The sequence below is a fragment of the Picosynechococcus sp. PCC 7003 genome, from assembly GCF_001693255.1.
Classification (GTDB): domain Bacteria; phylum Cyanobacteriota; class Cyanobacteriia; order Cyanobacteriales; family MRBY01; genus MRBY01.
Genome location: NZ_CP016474.1, coordinates 2829969 through 2852578, shown reverse-complemented (window position 1 = coordinate 2852578; position 22610 = coordinate 2829969). Strand labels below are relative to the sequence as shown.

Sequence of the window (22610 nt, the reverse complement as noted above, 5' to 3'; positions counted from 1 at the left end):
ACTGTGATTGTGCCGAAAAATTCCGCCAAAACGTTACTTCATCGCCAAAGAAACCATAAATCTTTTTGAGTGGCGTCTTCCTGCCGCTTATTTCTGGGAAACAAAGACCAAAATGACATTGCGAATCAAGCGATCATATTTTGCCTGGGGGACAACGGCGATCGCTTGGAATGCCTTTATTATTGCTGCCATTGGGTACTAGATTTTTCCCAAAAAGTAGAAAATCATCTTGGAGCGATTGGGCTATTTGTTCACCATTACAAGGCATCCTTACGGCTTTCGCTCTGGGGGATAATGGCCAGCGATCGCAGTCGGTTGAGGGCGGCGACCAGTTCAAATTTACGAAAATAGCTCAAATCAGCCTGGGGATATTCACTGAGAATATCAAGCCCTTCTGCTTCGATGTCGCCTAAAACTCGGTTCAACATTTCTGTGAGGGTGAGCTTGTCCTGGCCATAACGATCACGACCGTAAATGATGCCGAAGGCGATCGCCCGCAATTGCGTCGTTTCAACTAACTGTTCCACAGCGCTGAGATCAATGTCTTCGGTGCCAAACCCAAGGCGACTGGTATCCCGCACTTTAATGGTGACGGCCCGTTTTCCCCGACTGGCATCAATGCTTTCGGCGGCGGGAATGCGGGGGGTAATGGTGCCAAATTGTGCCCCCCCTTCTAGGAGTCTTTCAGTTTTGTGGCTGGCCGCAATTTGTTTAGCGGTGGCGGTGACGTCCTGGGGTTGGAAGTTATCCATGGCGATCACCGTATCGGCCACATCGAAATAATCGCCACTGCCACCCATTACGAGAATCGTTGAAACCCCGTGATCCTGGTAGAGTTGGCGCACCTTATCCACAAAGGGGGTAATCGGTTCTTTGTCCTTGTGGATGAGCTGTTGCATGCGGCGATCGCGGATCATAAAATTCGTGGCGGATGTGTCCTCATCCAGCAGTAAAGCCGTTGCTCCCACTTCTAACGCTTCGATAATGTTGGTGGCCTGGGAGGTGCTACCGCTGGCATTATTGCTCGAAAAAGTCTGGGTCGATTGGCCCTGGGGTAACTGGTTAATAAACGGCGAAATATCAACACTGGCAATGCTACGTCCGTCCTCGGCGCGAATTTTTACGGCGTTAGCATCGGTGATTACCCATTCCCGCCCGTCCCCCGGCAGATGGTTATACACGCCTAATTCAATCCCTTTGAGCAGCGTTGATTTGCCATGGTAGCCGCCGCCAACGATCAGGGTAATGCCCTGTTTAATCCCCATTCCTGTGATTGGGCCATGGTTCGGGCAGTCAAAACTTACTGTCAGTTCTGGGGGACTCTGGAAGGGAATCACATTTTCTGTTAAAGGATGGGCATCGACGCCGCTCTGTCTGGGTAAAATTGCGCCATTCGCAATAAAGGCAACAAGCCCCCGTTTCGCCAGTTCACTGCGGATCCAGTCGGCATCTTCGCTGGTTTCGATGTGGGTTTTCAGGGCAGTGGCGTTGAGATTCTCAAAAAGTAAGGATTTTTGGACAATTTGGGGCAGGTCATAGCACAGCATTTCCTCCGCTTGGCGGCCTAAAATTGATCGTCCCTTGGCCGGTAAGCCTACCCAAAAACGAACTTCTAAGTCCTGGTCATCAATAAATACAGCAGTGCGTTCTAAGATTTCCTGGGCGGGTTCTACCCCTTGGATCAAGCCGCTTTTGCCCGTTCCCCGGAAGCCACTAAAGTCTTTAGCCACTTGATAAAACTGGCGAGTGAGATAATCCCGTAGGGCAATTTCGCGACTGAGGCTGTTGTAGAGGGCTGGGGGAAATTGGGCGATCGCCTGGGGGACAATCACACTGCACTGGGTGGGAGCCGCAAAGGGATCGCCCTGGACGTAATCAATGATCAGCGTGAAGTCTGGGAAGCTATATTCCCCTTTTATTTGTTTGTAGGCCTTATATCCCCGGCTATCGAGTGCAAACAGGAGCGCGGAAAGATCGGCTTGGCTTTTCATAGATCAACGGGCAAACGTACTAAAATCGAGTGACTGAGAAACGGATGACATGCTTCTCAGAGTACACGTTCGGGCCGATGCAACCCAAATTTTCCCCCAAGAAATTGTCCTGCTTCCTGGCCAAAACACGCTACAGTAAACGTGATTCTTGCAATTGTTGTTTTCGTATCATCACTGCATCCATGCGCTATTGGTTGATTAAATCAGAACCCAGTGAATATAGTTTGGCGGATCTGGCGGCCGACGGGACAGAACTGTGGGATGGCGTTCGGAACTATCAAGCCCGCAATTTTTTACAGCAAATGGAAAAAGGCGATCGCCTCTTCTTTTACCACTCCAACACCAAACCCCCTGGCATTGTCGGTTTAGCCGCTGTCACCCAAACGAATCTGGTTGATCCGAGCCAATTTGACCCAGAGAGCAAATATTTCGACCCCAAGGCAACGCCAGAAAAACCCCGGTGGTACACCGTCGAAGTGGGCTACCAGGAAACCTTTGCCGAAATCATTACCCTAGATCAACTCAAAGCAAGCTTTACCCCCGAAGAATTTACCGTGGTGCGGCGTGGTAATCGCCTGTCGGTGATGCCCGTTCCTGAAACAATTGCTGAACGACTCCTGGCGATGGTGTCTTAGATAAACTCCCCTTCTTGCCACAAAAAAAGGTATAGTAAATTCGAATAAAGAATGGAGGAAAAAGATGTATAGCTTAGACCTCAGAACAAGAGTGGTGAACTTTGTCCGCTCTGGCGGCAGCAAAGCAGAGGCTGCAAGACGCTATGAAGTTTCAGAAGCGACAGTCTATAGTTGGCTCAAGCGTCCCGACCTGAAACCAACAGTAGTGAATCGTCGTCGTCGTAAGCTCGACTGGCAAGCAGTCGCCGAGCATGTCAGGCAGTATCCAGAAGCAAGACTGCTCGATAGAGCCAAGCACTTTGGGGTGACCACAAGTTCAATGCATTATGCCCTCAAACAGATGAAGATAACGAGAAAAAAAACAGCAAAAATATCGAGAGCGTAACCATCGAGAACGGCAACAATATCTCAGAGAACTACGAGAGTTACTCCAAAGGGTAGGAGCAGAGAAATTAGCCTTTATCGATGAATCAGGTTTCGATAACCGCGTGCATCGAAGACATGGATGGGCACCCAGAGGTCAGAAATTATTTGGAGAGAGGACAGGAAAACGCGAAAAGCGAGAGAATCTGTTGGCCGCTCGACAAGAGGGCAAGATGATTGCCCCGATGTTGGTCACAGGAAGCGTGAATGCCATCTGTTTTGAGACATGGTTATCCCATTGGTTGATGCCGCAGCTGAAGGAGAACTCAATATTAGTCATGGATAATGCTCCAATTCACCGCAAAAGCAGGATAAGGGAACTCGCCGACCAGAAGGGTCACATCGTCAAGTTTCTGCCAAAGTACTCCCCAGATTTCAACAAAATAGAACATGATTTTGCTGCTCTCAAGAAGAGAAGGGAATATTTGCCGGAGGGAACCAGTCTTGACCAGCTTATTAGAGATTATTGCGATGACCCTTAATCCTCTAGAACTTATTTGAATTAACTATAAAAGGTGATTCCCAAACCTTTTACCCGTGAAAACCTTAAATTTTGTCTTGCTGGAAGTGACGCCAAATTTAATTCTGATTCTGGACTTGGACTTGCAGGAGATGCACAGAGCCTGCCGGAATTTCGACGATCCGGAGGTCATCGGGGGAACCCATGCCGGAGAGAATCCCCACCGCCGCGCCGAGGAAACCAAACTGTTGTTGAGTTCCAATACTTGTGCCAGCCGCCCCAGCCAAGGAGGTCGTCAGGTTCCCCCAAACGGCACTGTTTTGTCTCGCCATCTCCTGGGCAGTGCGCTGGGTGACGGTACGACCGGGAATCATCGTGCTGCTTTGGGCCTGGATATTAACCACTTGGCCGTTGACGATAATCGAATCAGCCACCAGAATCGCACCATCTTTGTGGGGTTTAACCCTTAGGGTAATGGGGGTATTGGCCGGAGCAAGCAGTTCTCCAGAAGCACTCCGGAGGTCTTGGAACAACGGCAGGGTCAGGGGATAGTCATCTTTCTGGCCGACATCGACAACGACAGCGCTGGGAAAGTTCACCAAAATTGCACTGGCGGGACTAAGTTTCGCCATGAGGGACGTGGGGGCAGCGGGGGCTACCGGAGGCGTCGCAATGGTCGTCGGGGTAGGGGACTGATGATTGGGGGAAGAGTTAATGGGTGCCACGGCAACGGTTTGGGTTGCTGGGTCGTTGGGGCTGCCAGTGCGGGCTTCGAGGCCAACGAGGCGGGCTTTGAGTTGTTGCAGTTGGACTTCGAGGGAAGGCTCGGCGATCGCCCCTTGGGGATTCGCAAAGGCGGGGGCTGGGGTGCCCATCACCAAAAGAGACAGAAAAGGAATCGTCGCAGACTTAAGGAGGCGTTGGCAAAAAGGAGATTGAAACAACATGGCAGGTTCTTCCAGTAAAAAAAATCGGCTTCGAGGGGTGCGGGAGAATCATCACCTTGGCTCGATGCTGGGTAGTAGTTACTGGCTTGGGGAACTGATGCAGTTTTTCGGCTAAATGCTCCTATTGGTAACGGACGGTGAAGTTGTTATCGACGGGCAAAGCTTCGTAGGGATAGCAACTGGGGAACGGCTCGAATCGCTGTTCGAGGGTACGCACATGGCTCAGGGCCGCTTGGTCGATAATGTTGGCTCCGCTAGATTGGGCCACCTGGAGATTTTGGACTCGACCATCTTTGGTGAGTAGATAGCTGACTTCGGTGCGCCATACCCCTGGAGATGGGGGATAGGGAGGCCGCCAGGTATTCCCCATGGTAGCTTTGAGGTTCGCTAGATAAAAATCCACCTCAGCCTGGCAAGCTAAACTCAAGTCGGTCATGTCTGGGGTATCGGTGGCGGCTGTATTTTGATTGAGATCCTGAAACGCGATCAGGTGATTGTTGATGTCCTGGGAAACGGGGGCAGGTAATTGGGACTCGCGCCAAATCTCTGGGTTTAAAAATTCTTGTAAGTCTGGGGAATTGGCGATCGCCTCGGTGGGGTTAAAGGGCTCCACTTGATCTTGGCCGTCACCCAAATTGAAATAACGCTCACCACTACGGAGGCGCAGACCCTCTGGGTATTGGGCCGAGATAATTAAAACTTCCCCCTGGAGCGTCTCGATTGCCTGGAGATCATCATCAACAACGGCCCTGAGCAAAATGGGATCATTGCCGAGGGGTTGAATGGTGAGAGAGGCTTCTTTATTTTCTGGGGTGCCTTGGGGCAGTTGCTTATTGGTAGCACTGGGTTTCTGCTGTTGTTTGGGGGCCGCCGCACTGAGCCCGGGGCTAAGATGGACGCCATATTTACAGCCGCGATTATTACCTTGACGCCAACTGAGGGTTACTTTGCCGCCGACAATGACGCAGGGGAAACGGTATTCAGTTTGTTGTTGATCTGGCCCCGCTTGTAACAGGAGGCCATCATAACTTTGGCCACCCCCCACGAACGCGAGACGCGCTAGGGAACGGTTGTTGCCGGGGACAATCAAAGCCTGACTTTGGTTCGTGAGGCGATTGCCCACCCGGGCTGGGTTGGGGCGTTGGTTGCCATTTTGGAGTAATAGGCGATCGCCTTGGAGGGAGGCAATTTGACTGGCATTGGGGGTGCTGGCCTGGAGTAGAGAGGTCAGACCCAATAGGCCAAACAGGGTGAGATTGACTAAAGTAATCGGTTTAAATGGTCGCATTGTTCTATTGGTATGGAGAAGTATCGGGATAAATTTCTGGGGATAGATCTGAATCTGGATTTTCAGGGGGCAGATCGTTGGGACTGTTTTCAGGCTCGGTATCAGTGGGCAAATTCGGCAATGCAAATTGACAGCGCTCAAACTCATTAATAAAGTCCGTCGCCCGTTGACGCAGTCGGTTTAATTGCGGCTCATCGGGGAGCGTCCCTTCGTTAAACCAATTAGTTTCCGGTTGGGTTAACAATGCATAGGGATTATTGGCAAAGTCCCAAACACCGGGCACGATGCTTTGGGCTTCTTGGAGAAAGTTCTGGAGCGCACTGAAGTAGTTATCGCAGAAGCCACCATTCTCTGGGTTAAAGGTTTCTCCGCTAGAAGGTTGCCGGACGGGGGGACGAATCGGCAAAGGGACATCTGGAGTCTTAGCAATGGCGTCATCGGTCATCATCCAACTGCTGGGATCTAAAAATTCCTGCAATTCGGGGGAATTGAGAATGGCCGCTGCATTGATCGGCTCCACCTGGGGACTCGCACTGGGATTGTTGCCATCGAGGCTATAGCGTTGGCCGGGTTGGAGGGTAAAACCACTGGGATGGGCGGCTGAAGTAAGGGTGATTTCCCCAACCAGGGCATCCACAATTTGGCGATCGCCAAGGGTACGGGCCTGGAGAATCACTTCATTGCTGTCCTTGGGTTGGATAACGATCCCTTCCATACCTTTCGTTGAAGCTTTTTCTTTTTCTGTTTGTTTTAAGCCTTTGTTATTGTTGCGATTCGGACTGAGATAAATCCCTTCTTCACAACCGCGATTGTTCCCCTGACGCCAACTGAGGGTGACTTTGCCTCGGCTGACCACACAGGGAAATTGATAATGGGTCTGCTGGAGATCGGGGCCAGCTTGCACCGCTAAACCGGCATAATTTTGACCGCCTCCAATAAAAGATAACCGCGCTAGGGAGTAGTTATTGCCCGGCACAAGGAGGGTTTGACTGCGATTTTCCAGGCGATCGCCCACCCGGGCAAAGTTGGGGCGTTGATTCCCCCGTTGAACCATCAGATAGTTGCCCCGCACCGAGACAATTTGACTGGCCTGGGGCAGGGTTGCCACGGCGAGGGGGGCGAGTCCTAAACAGCAGAAACTGGCGAGGAGGGCAATTTTAGGGGGCGTCATCTTTTTCTTTCCTCCGTGATTATTCATAGGGGTCGGCAGCGGCTGGGGCCACTTGACATTGTTGGAGTTGCGCGGCGATCGCCTGGTAATCGCCCACAAAAATCGTTTCTGTTAACGTTCTTCCTTGGAGGGGCGCACAGGTCGGGGCCGCATAAAAGGAACGATCGCCATAGAAACCACATTGTTGATCGGTATGGTCACGCCAGAGGGTTTCAATCCGTTGCAAAAGGTCGCAGGGCAGTTGGCTCGCCTCGCTGCTGTGGTTAATTTCTCCGTCCTGGTTGCGGTCGGCGTATACTCCCTGGGGACGTAAAAGGAGGCCATAAGTTTCCTGGAGTGCCCCGGGCGTGTACTGGTTTTCGTAGTCCAACAGGTTTGTTTCGGGTTTAAGGCTACCAAATTCTCCTTGGGCGAGGCTGGTTTCTAGGGCGGGCAATTTTTCGCTTTGGATCACCGCCACTAATTGAGCTTCTGTTTGGCTAGCGAGGCTTTGCAGTTGCTGCTGTTGGGCCGCCGCTAAATCAGGCTGCTCCTGGAGCTTGGCGACTTCCTGCAAAATTTTCTGATAATAGGCGATCGCCAAATCAAAGTCCCCCGTTTGTTGCCGCCGTTGGGCAATGGTGAGGAAACGAGGTAAATCCCGCAGCAATGCCGGGGTCGTCGCCGCACTATTGATCGAAACCGTCTCGATAATTTGTAGAGAACGCTGCCGTTCCCACCAGGTCCAGCCCCCGGCCAAACTCAGCAACATCAAGGCCACAGAAGAAAGCACCGCCAGTTTTTGGGCACCCCGCCGAATTTGGCGTTCTTGGTCTAATTCCCGCTGTTGCCGTAGGGCGATCGCCGTTTCCTCTTGGGTGCGCAAATCCAGCCCCAGATGAATAAAAAACCGTTGGGCATCACTGAGGCGATCGGGACTTTTATCCAGCCAAAATTCTGCTTCCACCAAGGGCGCTTGGCGCAATAGATAACCGTCGCTGTTATTGTGGCTTTCCCATTGTTCAATGGCATTATTTAAACGGGTCTGCCACCGCAGGAAATCAGCGTTATCCGCAATCCAGCCCTGGAGACGATGCCAATGGCGAATCAGGGCTTCATGGACAATTTCCACCGTTTCTGTGCCCCGGATTGAGTCGCGGTTGGTGGTCAAAAGCCGTTCTGTCGCCAATTGCAATGCGAGAGGCCATTCTTTCACCTCTGTTTTCGGCAGAATGCGTCGGGTGGCCTCGGCTCCTTCCCGCACTTGGATCAGTTGTAAAAAGAGGGCTTGTACCTGGGGCCGTTGGCTGGGGGAAATCTTGCCATAAACCTCTTCAGCATAGTCCCGGAGGGCGGCGGTAATTCCCCCTAGGTTTTCGTAAGCGGCATGGGTGAGCCAACCCCGTTCCTGGTGGGGCCACAGTTGAGTCAGGGCAAATTCCAACAGGGGTAAATTGCCTGCCTGATCCTGGATCGTGTCGATGATTTTATCGACTAAACCCGGCTCAAAACGGACACCCATTAAAGCAGCCGGTTTGGCGATCGCCGCCTGGAGATCTTCTACAGATAGGGGTAAAAGAAATTCTGGTTCATGCCGTTGCCAGAGTTTCCCCAGGTCGGGATGTTCCAGCACTGGCCCGAGACAATCCGCCCGCAGGGTCAATAACACCGTAAATTGGGGGGCTTCTTCAATGGCCGTCACCAACAGGTCTAAAAATTGTCGTTGAATATCTGGGCCATTGAGAGTAAAAAGCTCTTCGAATTGATCAATAACTAGCAGCCGGCGGGTTTGTCCTGGTTGAGTTTGCTGAATTTGGCTTAACGCTGTCGCCAAACTTTGGGGATCTTTTTGAAAAGCACGACATAAATCTATTTCTGAAAGATTAGGCTGCCATGTCGCCACAGCATGGGCCAACCTTGCCACAGGATCATTTTCGGGGCGCATCACTTGGATCGCCCAATCGTACCGGGCATCCTGCCGTAACTGGGGCACAATTCCCGCAAAAACGAGGGACGATTTCCCACTACCGGACGCACCCACCAACGGTAATAGCGGTTGGCTTTGGAGTCGTTCTACCAACTGTTCCCGCAGACTTTCCCGCCCAAAATAAACGGCTGCATCCTGTTCCTGGAAGGTATTTAAACCACGATAGGGACAGGGAGGTAAACCACCGAGTTGCAACCAAGTGGGGGGCAGGAGGGCGCTATTTTGGCAAATGATTGGCAACCAAGCCGCCCCAGGATAATCATTTTCCAAGCCTTGCAGTTGGCGCCGGGCCTGTTTGACCGCCTGATAAAGAGGTAATTGGGCGATCGCATAACCTTCGAGGAAACGCTGAAAAAAGTCCTGGGCGACTCGATTCGGCACCGGTTCGCGCATCACGATGGTCACGGGAATCTGGAGATTACCTAAACTATTCGCCAAACCCAACCCATCACAGGAATTGAAAATTGCCAACTGTAACCCCCGTTCCAGGGCCGTGCGGAGGCCTTCCTGTAAATGCTCCAGGGTTAAGCTGCGGTGTTCTGGCCCGTCGTGGAGATAAAGGCGGCCCGTTTGCTGCTCTGTCTGGCTGTGGCCCGCGAAAAATAAAATATCCCAACCCTGGTCATCCCAGAGGGCCGTATCAAATTCCTGGCGGGAGGGTTGCGCGAGAAACTGCACTTCCGCATCGGGAATGGCTGACAATTGTTCCTGTTCGCCGGCGAGGTCAATGCCCTGGCTACTGCCGAGGATCGCCAAAATTCGTACCCGTTGCCGCTTTTTCTGGGGAGTAATTTCTTTTAAACGGTGGAACTGGGGCTGACTGAGGGCCACTTCCGCTAGGGGATAATCCACCAAAAACTGCCAACCCTGCCAGGGTAGATGGTGCAGGTGCGGGTCGTCCGTCTGCAAAATCAGCCGCAGGGGCATCTCTGGGGAAAGATGCGATCGCAATGCCTGGACAATGGGCGTAAATCCGGGGCTGAGGAGCCATTCATTCAGTTGCCGTTGGAGCCGCTGGGACAAATCTTCAAAGCTGACCTGGGACACATGGGTAACGGCGTCTTCTTCGATCTCAAAATCATCGTCGTCTTCATCAAAGCTGCGTATTCCCTCGGCTTGTTGTCGTCCCAATTGGAGCCGTTGGGCGAGGGCGAGATAAACCGTTTGCCACTGTTGCAGACTATTGAGTAGGTCTGGAAAAGGCGGGAGCTGTCCGACGAATTGCTGGGGCAAGGGAACATCCATCTCCCAAAGTTGCGCGGTAACCATCGGAAAGCCTTCGGTGAGGCTGCCCCGACCAAACGCAAGGGAAATGGTCACGCTGGCGTCGGTGAGCCAATTAAATTTCAAAGGTTTCGTTGACGGTGCAACCATCGCCGCTTACCTCCACTTGGAATACTTTGCCGGGGACACCCTTGAAGGGTTTGAGTTGAATGTAGCTGTCCTGTTGCCGACTGGTGATCGTTTGCAGCACCTTGCCAGATTTTGATTTGAGGGAAATACTTAAATCTGCCGGGAGATACTCTGCCTCAAAGGGTAGCAGTCGCGCTTGGATGCGAACTTTATCGTCTTCGTCACTGGGGGCGAGGGTAACGAGGAGAACCACCTGTTCATTGCCCAGGCTCAAGCCGAGATCGAGAAGCTTACCGGCTTGGATATCTTCACTCAAGTTTCGGGTCGCAAAGGCGAGCTGGGCTTCGGGCATCATGAGTTGATCCAGGGCTTGCCAGCCTTGGTCGAGGAGCCCGTCAAACCAGTTGCCGAGTTTGGTAGCAGTTTCGGTGACTTGGGCTTTCAGTTCCGCGAAGACATTCACAGGGAGAGGAATGGCGGCGGGGGAAAGGTAACGGCAGTCGGCGAGGAAATGGTTCAGTTCCGCATCAAAATGATCGAGGCTGAGGCGATAATGACCATCTCGTTTGGGTGCGGTTTGAAGGCGATCGCCCCGGCTAATCCCTCTGAGAATGACGGTTTCTGCTTCTTCATCCACTTCGACAATGCCGTAGAAATGGGCGGCGAGTTCCGGCTGTTCAAGATAGTCCTGGGGCCAGAACACCTGTTCGTCGAGGTAATCGCTCTGGGCCAAAAGACAAACTTTAAAACCTCCTACGGTCACGTAGGCCACCTGGGGCAGGTGAGAAAGATCCCGCTGGCGACGTTTTTCTGGGAGGCGATCGCCAAGCCAATTTTCAAAGGCCACTAACCCCAGGCCGTTTAGATAGGCTTGCCACTGGTCGGCTTCTGGCAAATTTCCATCGGGCCAGGTTTGGACGAGGGCATAGTCAAGCTCGCTGAGGGTAATTTCTTCGGGGATCAGTAGGCGGAATTCAGATTGGGTGAACATTTTGGGGCTCCTCGGCGTCAAGCAAGATTAGGGTTAGTTTGGGGCGGCATTCGTCAAGTAATGCTTTAGTTTTTGGGCGTAGGCACTGTCAAAGCGACGGTTCTTACCACTGCGGATTTCGGCGGCGGCCTCCGTAAACAGTTCTTGGTCTACAAATTGTTCTAGTTGCTGGCAAAGGGAACTTAGGTAGTTTGGGTCGGGTTCTGGGCCAGTTAGTCCTTTTTGGCGGGCCAGATCAAGGAGTTTGGCGAGTAATTTTTCCGTGGTTTGGCGGCGCACTTGGTTCAACAAATCGCCGGGGTTGAGGATGCGGCGGGCTTGATCCCAGCTACTCATGCCCAGTTGGGGCGCAATCTCCGCGAGGGATTGGGCCTGGATGTAATAAAGAGAAAGACCTTGCAAATAGTGATCGGCAAAGGGTTTGTAGCGTTTGCTTTTGGCGAGTTTTTGTTGTTTCTGTTTGAGGTTGTCCTGGAGGCTCTCATCAAAGGAGATCGCCAATTGGTTGTGCAGAAATTGGATCATCTCCCGTTGTTCGAGGTTCCCTTCATCGAGGCTTTCGTGGGGGAGATCTCGCCTGGGGGCATAATCACCACTGTCGGCATCATAGGTTTCTAAACTTTCGCGCGATCGCCAAATATCATATTGCCGCAACTGTTCGGCGAGGCGATGCAAATCTCCCAGGAGTAATTTGGGGGTGCGGCTCGGATAACCCTGGTCAACGCAGTGGGCATCCATTTCCAAAAGTTGCGCCTCCGTAGGGGTCTGGCATTTGGTGCGCTGTTTAGTTTGTTGACGGCGATCGCGGCGATACACGGCATGGAAAGCTTTGAGTAAACTTTGATCCGCAGGCACTAACTGCTCAAACTGACCTTTACGGGCGCGGTTTAAAAGCGCCCAATCGGTGAGGTGTTGAAAGCCAAATTCTGCTAAAAAAGCGCGAATGTCCGGGTGTTGTTTTGTTTTCAAAAAAGCCCAATTCTTCAAGCTAAGTTTATTTTCCCGCTGCGCCCCATAGGAACGTAAAATTTCCACCGCAAAAATTTGGAACTGGCAGGGGCTAGGCTGGCTATCTTCGTTGAGTTGAACTTGATTGCTGTCTGTGGCCTCATCGATCAAAATTAACCTCTGGCCGTCGTCGTGGAGCACCAGGGGCAAAAGGTCTTGGTAAGAAAAATTTTGTTGGGCACTAAATAAACTCGCGAGGCGTTGGCAACTTTGGAGAATCGGTTGGGACACATAACACCGTAAACACAATCCCGCTAATGCCTGGCGGTGTGGTTCTCCTTGGGTCGCTTGAAACACCTGGAGGAGCTGTTCTGGTAAAGAATTAGCCGAAAAAGTTGTAGTCTCTAACCAGGTTTGGGCCGTTGGGAGCGGTGCCCAGTGATATCCTTGGCGGTGCTGGAGACTGATGCGATATAAATGCCAGTACTGCTGCGGATAACTCATGATCTCCCCTTGGGTTTCCCATTCAAGCAAAAATGCATAGCGGTGTTTTTGTAAGTACCATTATCTTGCCGCTATACATCTTAGTTGAGCTTTTTCTTAATAACCGGTTACCAAGCCAACATATTACCGAGGAGTCCCTGGCGCAAATTAGAGTCATTGACATAGCGTACATTTTCTAATTGTTGGTAGGTGGCATAACGGTGGGCTTCTGCTTGGATGACGGCAGAGCAATCCTTGGCACTCATTGAACCGATGGTTTGCATACCCCAGCCTGTATTTTGGGCATCGATATGTTGGCTGGTCGTACTGTCTGGGGTGCTGGTGCTGTCTGTCACCGTGGCCTCGTTATGGAAACTGTTCACTTGGGTCATGTCTTCCATTTCCTGGGTATTACAGAATTCTTGGGCATCTTCTACGCTCAGCCAGGGTTGATAGTCGTCGGCGATCGCCCCAGGGACAAAACTAAGGGGCAGTAGCATTGTTAAACCAAAAACAGCGAGGTTGCGAGTTGTATTAAACATGGTTAGTTTCTCCGGGGGCGAGTAAAAAGTAAGCGGTCAATTTAAGGATTAATGGGTAATCCCAGGGACTCCAGGAAATTTGGATCGTGGGCGGGACTGTAGATATCAATGGGAACACTAATTTGGGTGCCAATGGTTGGACTTTGGATGCCGTAGGGAGCCAGGGGATTCGCGCCATTGCCATCAACAAAGTGACTACTGGTGCGTTGTTGGGTAGTGTTACCAGAGCCAACATAAAGCTGGCTGCTCGTGTTGGTTGTGGTGTTGCCCCAGCAGGGTTGGTTGCCTGTGCCCATAAAGACTTGGTTGCTTTGGTTAGCTGGAGTGTGGGAACCGTGGATTGCCACTTGGAGGGACACATCGGTCATCACACAGGCTGCCTGGGCAGGCATACTAATGGAAGTAACGGGTACAAGCAGAGAAGGGGTAAAGATCATCCAGAAGGGGGAACCAGCAAAGAGAATTTTCATTGATTTGGCCTCGGTGAAGGGACTAGGGGAAAAACCGGGCAGCTATGGGAGTTCGGTTAAACCACTGCCCTGGTGTCGGTCTTAGAAAGAAAAGATGGAGCTTTGGTTTTGGAAGCTGTTCTGGAAACTGCTGTTGTTGACGCTATTGCCGAAACCAATCCCCGCGCCTGTTTGGCTTGCACCCACCTGGGCAACGCTGGCATTATTGCCGAACCCAAGGACTCCGGATTGTTGTTGAGTACTGGATTGACCGAGGTTGTTGTTGACATTGTTGAAAAAGCCATCAGCCACGGCAGTTTGAGAACCGACAATCGTGGACTGGGCACCGTTGTCACCACCACTGAAGAAACCGCTCTGATTTTGGAAATTTGATTGGCCCATACCATTAGAGGTGGAGTTACCGACACCGACGGCGGCACTGGTCTGTTCAGAAATCATGGTGCTGCTAGAAACATTGTCAGCTTTAGCGGGTTGGGCGAGGCTGAGAACACCGAGAGCGAGGAGAGCACCAGCAGTAGCCAGTTTGAGGGATTGGGGACGGGAGAAAGCGAAAGTAGTCATTTGTTTTACCTGGTTGGATTGATTGTGTGTTGCCAGGTGATAGTGACCAGAAATTTTGCTTATGCAGTTTTTTTCTTCCGCCCCAGAAAATTTTCTAGAAAAGTTCAGCGGCGATCGCCTTTAGGGGAGAGTCCGTGGTGATCGGTTTTTTCTCAGAAGGCACAAGGGTAAAGTTGGGTTCGAGGAGCGCATCATCCACCCAGCCAGAAAAATAATCCACGGTGGTGCTATCCAGGTCGAGGGCAAAGAGGGTCAAATCCCCCCGCAATGCATTGAGATCCTGTACACCTTCAGGGTTATAGCCCTGCTCACTAATGCCCACTGGCCCCAGGCCCACCTGTTGCCCCATCACTTCATCAAAACTCCGCACAAAGCGATCGCCTGCCCAATGCCATTCTTCGCCGGGCCAATAGAGACGATCTTCCCAGGGGAGTAAATCCGCACCGGGTTCACTATCCCACTGAAAAGCCCCCTCCGGTACCGTCACCCGAAAGCCCATGGGATAAGCGACTTCAAATCGTCCCCTCTTCGGTTGTTCATGGGCAATGCCAAAGGGAACGGTACTCGCCCACCAGAGCACTTCGACCGTTTCTGCGGTTAGGGTGGTACTGGGGGTTTCTGCCAACAGACTACGGTAAACGGGGAAACCCGATTCTGGCACCTGGGCTTCTAGGGCAAAGCGCCAACAATTCCACGCCTCCCACTGGTCAATATTGCGCCACTGAATGTTGCAAATGCCGTTTCCCGTCGCCGCCCAAAGCAGATCACCTTCGCCATGGAGTTGGGTGGGAATTGCCCCGATCAAGGGACTGTTGTGAATTGTGTAAAACGAGATTTTGCCGTCACGCCAATTTTCGTTAAATTCATAGGCCACCAAGCCCCGTGCGGGAATCAGAGGGGAACCTTCGGCTGCATACTTTGTCCCCAACCAGAGAATGGTTTGATCATCGCTAGTCGTAGCCTGGAGGTCGGTAATTTGGGTGGCAATCAACTCGTCGGGTTGCTGTAATTCGAGGCTGCCAGTGCTTGGCTCATAACGAATCAAGGTGCTCAAACCACTAAACCCTTCCCCTTGCTCTGAGGAAACCGCAAAAAATAATGCTTCTGCCACGGGAATTGCCGCCGTCACTGTGGGAATACCAAGTTCATAGCCAATGCCAGTCGCGCGTAACTGTTCGAGGGTATAAAGATCTAAGGCGATCGCCTCGGTTTCCCCTGGGGGAATGAGTTCAAAAATCGCCTTTTCGGGGGGATTCTCAAAATCTAAAAAAGGATTGGGCCGCAAGAGGACGCGATATTGATAGGTTTCGCCTGCCAGTTCGATCGTTTGAAAAGCGGGATCTTCCCCCGCTAAAAGTAACTCCTGATCCTGGGCGGTGTTGGAAGTGGTGTCTGGGGTCGGCGGCAGCATCGCCCAACTTTGGGTTTCCCGACAAAAAACCAGTTGATGGTGCTGGGTTTGTACCGTCACAGTATCTGCATCCGCCTGAATATCCCACGCCGTAAAATCAAACTGATCCGCCACTGACAGATCCCCTTGAATCATTAACCGCTGGGCCGCTGCATCGGTACTGGGACAGTTGGCTGAAGAAGACGCCGCCGTTATGTCCCCCGGTTGTTGCTCTACACTAATGGATTGCCCGTTACAGGCACCAAGGCAAATTAACCCAACCCAAATCCAAGGCGATCGCCATAAACCCTTTGCCATTGTTCTCAGTTGCAACTTCAGTAACGTTATGTTCAAATCTATGGCCAATCCAGCCCTGGGTGGGTAGGTTTGCAAAGTAGCTTCACGAACTGAGCAACCTTCTTATGGAGTCTGGAGAACTTTTAGAGTCCCTAGATTAGTAACCTCTTTCTCAGGAAAATTTTGCCGATATGACCGCCGATATCCTCACTAAACATAATGTTCAAATCCTCGGCAATGCCACTTCAGAAAAGGTGCTACTCTTTGCCCATGGCTTTGGCAGTGACCAAACCAGTTGGCGTCTGGTGGCCCCGGCCTTTGCGGCGGACTACCGTTTGGTGCTTTTTGATTTGCCAGGTTGTGGGCGATCGCAGGCCAACGAAAACGAGACATTACATCACACACGTCTCGAAAGTTATGCCCAGGACATCATCGACATTTGCGATGCCCTCGATCTTGAAGAAGTGCAACTGGTTGCCCATTCGGTTAGTAGTATGACCGCAACCCTGGTGGCTCTCAAGCACCCCAATCTCATTACCCGTTTAGTGTTTATTAGTGCCTCACCCCGGTACATTCATGACCAAAATTATGTGGGAAGTTTTGATCAAGCCACAGCCGATGCAATATTGGCGGAAATGACCCAGAACTATTCCCAATGGGTGCGTAAATATGCGCCATCGATTATGAATACCCCGAAGCAGCCGTTACTATCGGCGGAATTTTCCAAGACGCTCCTCCGACTACGGCCCGATTATGCTTTTTTGATCTTTTCTTTGATTCTCCAATCTGATTACCGTCGCGAGGTTAGCCAACTCAAGATCCCAACATTAATTTTGCAAGCGGAGAATGATCCTTTTGTTGCAAAGGCTGTGAGCGAATATCTCCACCGAACCATCCGTGGTAGTCAACTCCACTGGATCGACGCCAAGGGGCATTTTCCCCAGTTAAGCAATCCCCAGGGGGTAATCGCTGCCCTTAAAGATTTTCTCTATTGAACGAACCGGAAAAGGCGATCGCCCCTGTGTAAATTTGTCGCAACCTCAGACCATCAAAAGACTACAGTGGGGGCCTTGGCCGACTTCCCTGGGATAGACTGACGTTTGGGGGTCGAGATGCTGGGCTAAAAATGTGGCGCGCCAATGGATATGTCGTTTGAATCTGAGTGGCAATTAACGTTACCTTATGGGCTTCTGCCTTATCGTTCGTTAGATTACAATGCCCTCTGTCAATATTCTGCTTTGGTATCGCCGCGATCTCCGGCTCCATGACCACCAGCCACTCCAGGCAGCCCTGGCACAACAGGCCCAGATTTTTCCCCTTTACTGCTTTGACCCACGGGAATTTGGGACGACCCTGCTAGATTTACCGAAAACGGGTGCTTTTCGGGGACAGTTTCTCCGGGAAGCAGTGACAGATCTACGGCAAAACCTCCGGGGCAAGGGGAGTGATTTGATTGTGGGCCAAGGCAAACCCGAAAAACTCATTCCCGATCTCTGTGTCCAGTGGGAAATTGACGCTGTTTATTGGCACCAAGAGGTGACGGCAGAGGAAACCCGCGTTGAACGGAAACTGCGCCAGGCCCTCCAACAACGGGGCGTTCAAGTGGAAACCTTTTGGGGGACGACCCTCCATGATCCAGGGGATTTGCCCTTTGGTATTAACGAAGTACCGGAGGTTTTTACTCAATTTCGTAAGGATGTGGAAAAGTATGCGGCGATCGCCTCTCCGGTACCCACACCGACCCAATTGCCACCGCTCCCGGAAACCCTTGACTCTGGCGAGATTCCCAGCCTCCAGGATTTGGGCCTAACGCCTCAGACCACCGATCCCCGTGGGGTGTTCCCGTTCAAAGGCGGTGAAACCGCTGGTTTGCAACGGCTCCAAGCCTATTTCTGGGAAGGCGATCGCCTCAAGATTTACAAAGAAACCCGCAATGGTTTGTTAGGGGCAGATTACTCCTCAAAATTCTCGCCCTGGCTGGCCCTGGGTTGTCTCTCAGCTCGCTACATTGCTGCCCAGGTGGAGGAATACGAAAATCGGCGGATCGCTAACAATTCCACCTACTGGCTGATTTTTGAGCTACTCTGGCGGGATTATTTCCGCTGGATCTGTGCCAAACATGGCAACCAAATCTTTCAACCAGAAGGCTTGCAGGGGGTCGCAATTCCCTGGAAACAAGATTATGAAGCTTTTGAATTGTGGCGCACCGGGCAAACGGGGATTCCCTTTGTCGATGCCAATATGCGCGAACTTTTGTACACGGGCTTTATGTCCAACCGGGGGCGGCAAAATGTCGGTAGTTTCCTGACAAAAAATCTGGGGATTGACTGGCGGTGGGGGGCGGCTTGGTTTGAGTCGCAACTGATTGACTACGATGTGTGCAGCAACTGGGGCAACTGGAACTACACCGCTGGCGTGGGGAACGATGCACGCGGCTTTCGCTATTTCAACATTCCCAAACAGGCCAAGGATTACGATCCCCAGGGGGACTATGTGCGTCACTGGCTCCCGGAATTGGCGGCCCTTCCCGGAGAGCAGATCCATCAACCCTGGCGTTTACCCGTAAAAGAGTTGGGCGATCGCCAAATTATTCTGGGGGAAACCTACCCGAAACCGCTGGTTGATCTGCAAATCTCTGTCCAAGAAAACGAACGCATTTACCAAAAAGCCCTGGGTCTGGCCCCTAAATCCAAATCCCGAAAGCCCAGTAAAAATTTCAAACGAAACCAAGACACCCCCAAAGCCCGCTGGCGACGTTAGTTGCTCTGTTGAACGTGGAAGTTCACAAAAACTTTTGCTAGCCCCCTTGCATTTTAAAAAATGCCCTGTTATAGTTGTTAAGGCTTAAGGGCGTTTAGCTCAGCGGTAGAGCGCCTGCCTTACAAGCAGGATGCCACTGGTTCAAATCCAGTAACGCCCATCCTTAAGAAGAATATGCAGAAGTCACCTTCTGGGGTGGCTTTTTATTTTTTCGCGACCCATGGGGCGCAAACGGGGCCTTAACAGGGGTTCAAGAAAATTTGTGTTTCCCCATGAACGGCAAACAAACTCCATATTTGCTCGCTTCTGGGGGGGCACCATGGTTAAATGTTAGTGCCGTTGTATAATAAGCGGCGAAATTAATAAAAGCAATTATTTTCGTACCGAGTTTATCTGGGCGATCGCCTTCGGGGTGACAGTGTGGCAAAGCTAAGGTTATTTACACGCCTGAGCCTCGCGAGTAAACCGATTCGTCACGAGTTCCCGCCATAGATAACGGATGAGTTTAAAACATAAAATTTGCAGACCCAGAGGAAATTTATGACCAGTCAGACAGACCGTGTAGTTATTATTGGTGTTGCCGGGGACTCCGGCTGCGGAAAATCTACCTTTTTACGCCGGCTTACCGATCTGTTCGGCGAAGAGTTCATGACGGTCATCTGCCTTGATGACTACCACAGCCTTGACCGCAAAGGCCGCAAAGAAGCTGGGGTGACAGCCCTCAATCCCAAGGCCAATAATTTTGATCTCATGGCAGAGCAAATCCGTGATCTAAAGAACGGAAAGGCCATTGATAAGCCCATCTACAACCACGAGACCGGCGAAATTGACCCGCCCGAACGCATTGAACCCAACAAAGTCATCGTGATCGAAGGGCTACATCCTCTCTATGATGCCCGGGTGCGGGAATTGGTAGATTTTAGCGTGTATCTTGACATCAGCGACGAAGTCAAAATCCAATGGAAAATTCAACGGGATATGGCAGAACGAGGCCATACCTATGAAGACGTTCTTGCTTCAATTAACGCCCGGAAACCTGATTTCAGCGCCTACATCGAACCCCAACGGGAATTTGCGGATGTTGTAATCCAGGTGCTACCCACTGAGCTGGTCGATGACAAAGAAGGCAAATACCTCCGGGTACGCCTCATCCAAAAAGAAGGGGTTGCTGGCTTCGAACCGGCCTATCTCTTTGATGAAGGCTCCACCATTAACTGGCGTCCCTGTGGCCGGAAGCTCACCTGTAATTATCCCGGCATCAAGATGTACTATGGCCCCGATAACTACTTCGGCAATGAGGTCTCTGTCCTGGAAGTAGACGGGAAATTCGATAATCTCGAAGAAATGATTTACATCGAAAGCCACCTCAGCAAAACCGGCACCAAGTATTACGGTGAAATGACTGAGCTACTCCTGAAACATAAGGACTACCCCGGTTCTGATAACGGTACAGGTCTGTTCCAAGTGCTCGTGGGCCTCAAGATGCGCCAATCCTATGAATACGTCACTGCTGGGAAAGGGGCGATCGCCGCAAGCGTTTAAGACCGCTCAGCCGATATAAAACAGAAGGGGTTTACCATAGCAAACCCCTTGCGAGAGAGGGAGGTAAAGACCTCCTTTTTTTGTTGCCTTACATTTGGTTGGCCCAATGCCAGGGAACTTTTACTTTTACAGCTGGGATTGCAGGTAATTTTGCAGGCCAATTTTCTCGATTAGTCCCAACTGTTGCTCTAACCAGTGGGCATGGTCTTCCTCGGTGTCGGCCAGCATTTGCCGGAGAATATCGCGGGTTTGGTAGTCTTGCTCTGTCTCGCAAATGGCGATCGCCCCCTTCAGATCCCCGATAACCTTGTACTCATAGTCGAGGTCATTGCGGAGCATTTCCGGCACAGTTTTACCAATGTTCAACCCATCCTGTTGGGACAGATCAGGGGTGCTTTCGAGGAACAAAATCCGCTCGATCAATTGGGATGCGTGGCCCGTCTCGTCTTGCATCTCGTGGTTAATGCGTTCATAGAGTTTCGTCAGGCCCCAGTCCAGATACATCCGGGAATGGGTGAAGTACTGATCCCGGGCCGCTAGCTCATTGCGTAGCAGTTTATGGAGTTGTTCTAAAACTTTTTGATTACCTTTCATCGGAATTTTCTTTAATGCTCTAAGTGAATAAAAAGTAGGCCATAGTACGGCCCATATCATCGCGCGATCTACATCATCGCCTGTAAATAATTTTCCAGGCCAGAGTTTTCGATCAGCCACTGCTGGGACTCAAACCAGTCAATCTGCGCTTCGGTTTCTTCGAGAATTTCGCCCAAAAGATCACGACTGACATAGTCTTGTTCCGTTTCACACAGTTGAATCACTGCTAGTAACTCATTGCGGATCGTTGTCGCCGTAGCTAGCTCATTGGCCAACATTTCTGGAACATCTTCGCCAATCATCAACTTGCCAAGACTCTGAAGGTTGGGCAAGGCCTCTAGAAACAAAATCCGTTCAATGAGGCTATCGGCCTGTTTCATGGCCTTGATGGAGTACTTATATTCCTGACCATTCAATGCCCCCAAGCCCCAATTTTTCGCCATTCTCGCGTGGAGAAAAAACTGGTTAATAGCAGTCAACTGAGATTTTAAGACTGCATTGAGTTGGGTATTAATGCCAGATTTTCCTTGCATTCGCTTTTTTTTCACTCCAAATCGACCACCTTCAACGTAAAAGGTGTCATAAATACTGCGGTATGTCTAGCTTAGGGGAGTTCCTCCCATTGGGGGGCTTTACTCACAAAATTTTATTTTCTGAATAATTTCGAGACAAAAAATGAGAATCTATTGCAATAATTTTTAGAATAGGGCATAGTAGGGGGTGACATTTAAATCAAGCATTTTCTCCTTGAGGTCACCATGTACGTTTGCCTTTGTCGTGGCATTACTGAAAAGCAAATCCGCCAAGCTGCGGAACAACAAAGTTGCTCTATGAAAGAGCTTTCGAGTGTGATGGGCGTTGGGATGGATTGTGGCACTTGCCTGGAGTATGCCGCCCAGCTATTGCAGGATTACGATGGACAAGGCTGTGTGAAGCAACCCTGCAACTCGACCATCGCCTAGGAATAGGCAAGATTTTATTTGCAAGTCTTTCTGTTTAGATTTCTACCTTTTAAGGAAATCTTTGAATTTATTGGGGCACTTGAGCATAAAAAGCCCAGTTAGTGATCGATTGATTGCGTTTCAAGTTCGGAGTGATTAGACACCGATAACAGCTCGGAAATCGGGCAGGCGAAATTATTTTTCATAATGCCGATGGACACTCCCATATCCTCCACTTCCACGGCACTCACCCCGACACGATGGATGGCGTCAAACCAGTGCGCCATGACCAAACCACTATCTATGAATTTGAGGCAACGCCCTACGGTGTTCACCTTTACCACTGCCACATTGCTCCGGTGACACGCCACATCGTCAAAGGCTTGTTTGGACTCTTCATTATTGATCCCCCTGAGGCCAGGCCCCCCGCCGACGAAATGGTGTTGGTGCTGGGGGGTTATGACATCAATGACGATGAAAAAAACGAACTGTATGCTTTCAATGGCATTCCCAATGTGTTCCGCGATCGCCCCATCCCCATCCCCATTGTGCAAAATCAACTGGTGCGGCTTTACGTCTTGAATATGATCGAGTTTGATCCGGCGATCACCTTTCATATCCACGCCAACTTCTTTAAGCTCTATCGCACTGGCATGACCACGACCTCCCACGAAGAAAGTGATGTGGTCACCATGGGCACTGCCGAACGCCACATCCTAGAGTTTGCCTATCCTTTCCCTGGGAAGTATATGTTCCATCCCCACCAGGATTACATTGCCGAACATGGCTGCATGGGCTTTTTTGAAGTGCTACCAGCCGAAACCTAAACATCTATTGACAAAAATCAGCAAAAACTC

At 51.1% G+C, this 22610-nt stretch carries 18 protein-coding genes, 1 tRNA gene and 2 pseudogenes; 8 read left to right on the top strand and 13 right to left on the bottom strand.

The window, feature by feature from the left end:
- Nucleotides 1–257: 257 nt before the first annotated feature.
- Nucleotides 258–1991, bottom strand: coding sequence for an ABC-ATPase domain-containing protein (locus AWQ21_RS13550; protein WP_065714989.1), 1734 nt, complete (start codon nt 1989–1991; stop codon nt 258–260).
- Between the two features lie 182 nt (nt 1992–2173).
- Here AWQ21_RS13550 and AWQ21_RS13545 point away from each other — a divergent pair, with 182 nt between their 5' ends.
- On the top strand, nt 2174–2626 hold the full coding sequence (locus tag AWQ21_RS13545; protein ID WP_065714988.1) for an EVE domain-containing protein: 453 nt from the start codon (nt 2174–2176) through the stop codon (nt 2624–2626).
- 64 nt (nt 2627–2690) lie between these two features.
- A pseudogene (locus tag AWQ21_RS16065) lies at nt 2691–3531 on the top strand (IS630 family transposase).
- A 97-nt stretch (nt 3532–3628) separates the two neighbouring features.
- On the opposite strand, the gene AWQ21_RS13530 reads toward AWQ21_RS16065, so the two are convergent.
- The 10 genes from AWQ21_RS13530 to AWQ21_RS13485 form a co-directional block, all read right to left on the bottom strand.
- On the bottom strand, nt 3629–4456 hold the full coding sequence (locus AWQ21_RS13530) for a hypothetical protein (protein WP_083998030.1): 828 nt from the start codon (nt 4454–4456) through the stop codon (nt 3629–3631).
- A gap of 121 nt (nt 4457–4577) precedes the next feature.
- Complete coding sequence (locus tag AWQ21_RS13525; RefSeq protein WP_065714987.1) at nt 4578–5744, bottom strand: TonB family protein; 1167 nt, start codon at nt 5742–5744, stop codon at nt 4578–4580.
- Nucleotides 5745–5748: 4 nt separating this feature from the next.
- The gene (locus tag AWQ21_RS16430; RefSeq protein WP_065714986.1) at nt 5749–6915 is read right to left on the bottom strand and encodes a hypothetical protein; all 1167 of its coding nucleotides are present in this window, start codon (nt 6913–6915) and stop codon (nt 5749–5751) included.
- Between the two features lie 19 nt (nt 6916–6934).
- Nucleotides 6935–10255 (bottom strand): CHAT domain-containing protein, encoded by a 3321-nt coding sequence (locus tag AWQ21_RS13515; protein ID WP_083998028.1) that lies wholly within the window; start codon nt 10253–10255, stop codon nt 6935–6937.
- A complete protein-coding gene (locus AWQ21_RS13510) occupies nt 10221–11225 on the bottom strand; it encodes a DUF1822 family protein (protein ID WP_065714984.1) in 1005 nt (334 codons plus the stop codon). Before AWQ21_RS13510 ends, AWQ21_RS13515 begins: the two co-directional genes overlap by 35 nt.
- Before the next feature lie 33 nt (nt 11226–11258).
- Nucleotides 11259–12677, bottom strand: a complete 1419-nt coding sequence (locus AWQ21_RS13505; protein ID WP_065715368.1) for a hypothetical protein — start codon at nt 12675–12677, stop codon at nt 11259–11261.
- Nucleotides 12678–12784: 107 nt separating this feature from the next.
- Entirely contained in the window at nt 12785–13198 is a 414-nt protein-coding gene (locus AWQ21_RS13500; RefSeq protein WP_083998026.1) for a hypothetical protein, read from the bottom strand.
- A gap of 41 nt (nt 13199–13239) precedes the next feature.
- The gene (locus AWQ21_RS13495; RefSeq protein WP_083998025.1) at nt 13240–13668 is read right to left on the bottom strand and encodes a hypothetical protein; all 429 of its coding nucleotides are present in this window, start codon (nt 13666–13668) and stop codon (nt 13240–13242) included.
- 81 nt (nt 13669–13749) lie between these two features.
- The gene (locus AWQ21_RS13490; protein ID WP_065714983.1) at nt 13750–14229 is read right to left on the bottom strand and encodes a hypothetical protein; all 480 of its coding nucleotides are present in this window, start codon (nt 14227–14229) and stop codon (nt 13750–13752) included.
- Between the two features lie 94 nt (nt 14230–14323).
- A complete protein-coding gene (locus AWQ21_RS13485) occupies nt 14324–15937 on the bottom strand; it encodes a hypothetical protein (RefSeq protein ID WP_065714982.1) in 1614 nt (537 codons plus the stop codon).
- A 170-nt stretch (nt 15938–16107) separates the two neighbouring features.
- Between AWQ21_RS13485 and AWQ21_RS13480 the strand changes: the two genes are divergently transcribed.
- The 4 genes from AWQ21_RS13480 (at nt 16108) to AWQ21_RS13465 (ending at nt 20218) form a co-directional block, all read left to right on the top strand.
- A complete protein-coding gene (locus AWQ21_RS13480) occupies nt 16108–16911 on the top strand; it encodes an alpha/beta fold hydrolase (RefSeq protein ID WP_065714981.1) in 804 nt (267 codons plus the stop codon).
- A 220-nt stretch (nt 16912–17131) separates the two neighbouring features.
- Nucleotides 17132–18676 (top strand): DASH family cryptochrome, encoded by a 1545-nt coding sequence (locus AWQ21_RS13475; RefSeq protein WP_065714980.1) that lies wholly within the window; start codon nt 17132–17134, stop codon nt 18674–18676.
- 88 nt (nt 18677–18764) lie between these two features.
- Nucleotides 18765–18836, top strand: a tRNA-Val gene (locus AWQ21_RS13470).
- Nucleotides 18837–19216: 380 nt separating this feature from the next.
- Entirely contained in the window at nt 19217–20218 is a 1002-nt protein-coding gene (locus AWQ21_RS13465) for a phosphoribulokinase (protein ID WP_065714979.1), read from the top strand.
- Nucleotides 20219–20344: 126 nt separating this feature from the next.
- Here the strand turns inward: AWQ21_RS13465 and bfr (AWQ21_RS13460) are convergent, their stop codons facing one another.
- Both bfr (AWQ21_RS13460) and bfr (AWQ21_RS13455) read right to left on the bottom strand, forming a co-directional pair.
- Nucleotides 20345–20812, bottom strand: coding sequence for a bacterioferritin (bfr, locus tag AWQ21_RS13460; protein ID WP_065714978.1), 468 nt, complete (start codon nt 20810–20812; stop codon nt 20345–20347).
- Between the two features lie 68 nt (nt 20813–20880).
- Nucleotides 20881–21345 (bottom strand): bacterioferritin, encoded by a 465-nt coding sequence (bfr, locus tag AWQ21_RS13455; RefSeq protein ID WP_065714977.1) that lies wholly within the window; start codon nt 21343–21345, stop codon nt 20881–20883.
- Nucleotides 21346–21570: 225 nt separating this feature from the next.
- Here bfr (AWQ21_RS13455) and AWQ21_RS13450 point away from each other — a divergent pair, with 225 nt between their 5' ends.
- A complete protein-coding gene (locus AWQ21_RS13450) occupies nt 21571–21774 on the top strand; it encodes a (2Fe-2S)-binding protein (protein WP_065714976.1) in 204 nt (67 codons plus the stop codon).
- Nucleotides 21775–21947: 173 nt separating this feature from the next.
- Nucleotides 21948–22580: pseudogene (locus AWQ21_RS13445) on the top strand (multicopper oxidase domain-containing protein); the annotation flags it as partial.
- Nucleotides 22581–22610 lie beyond the last annotated feature (30 nt).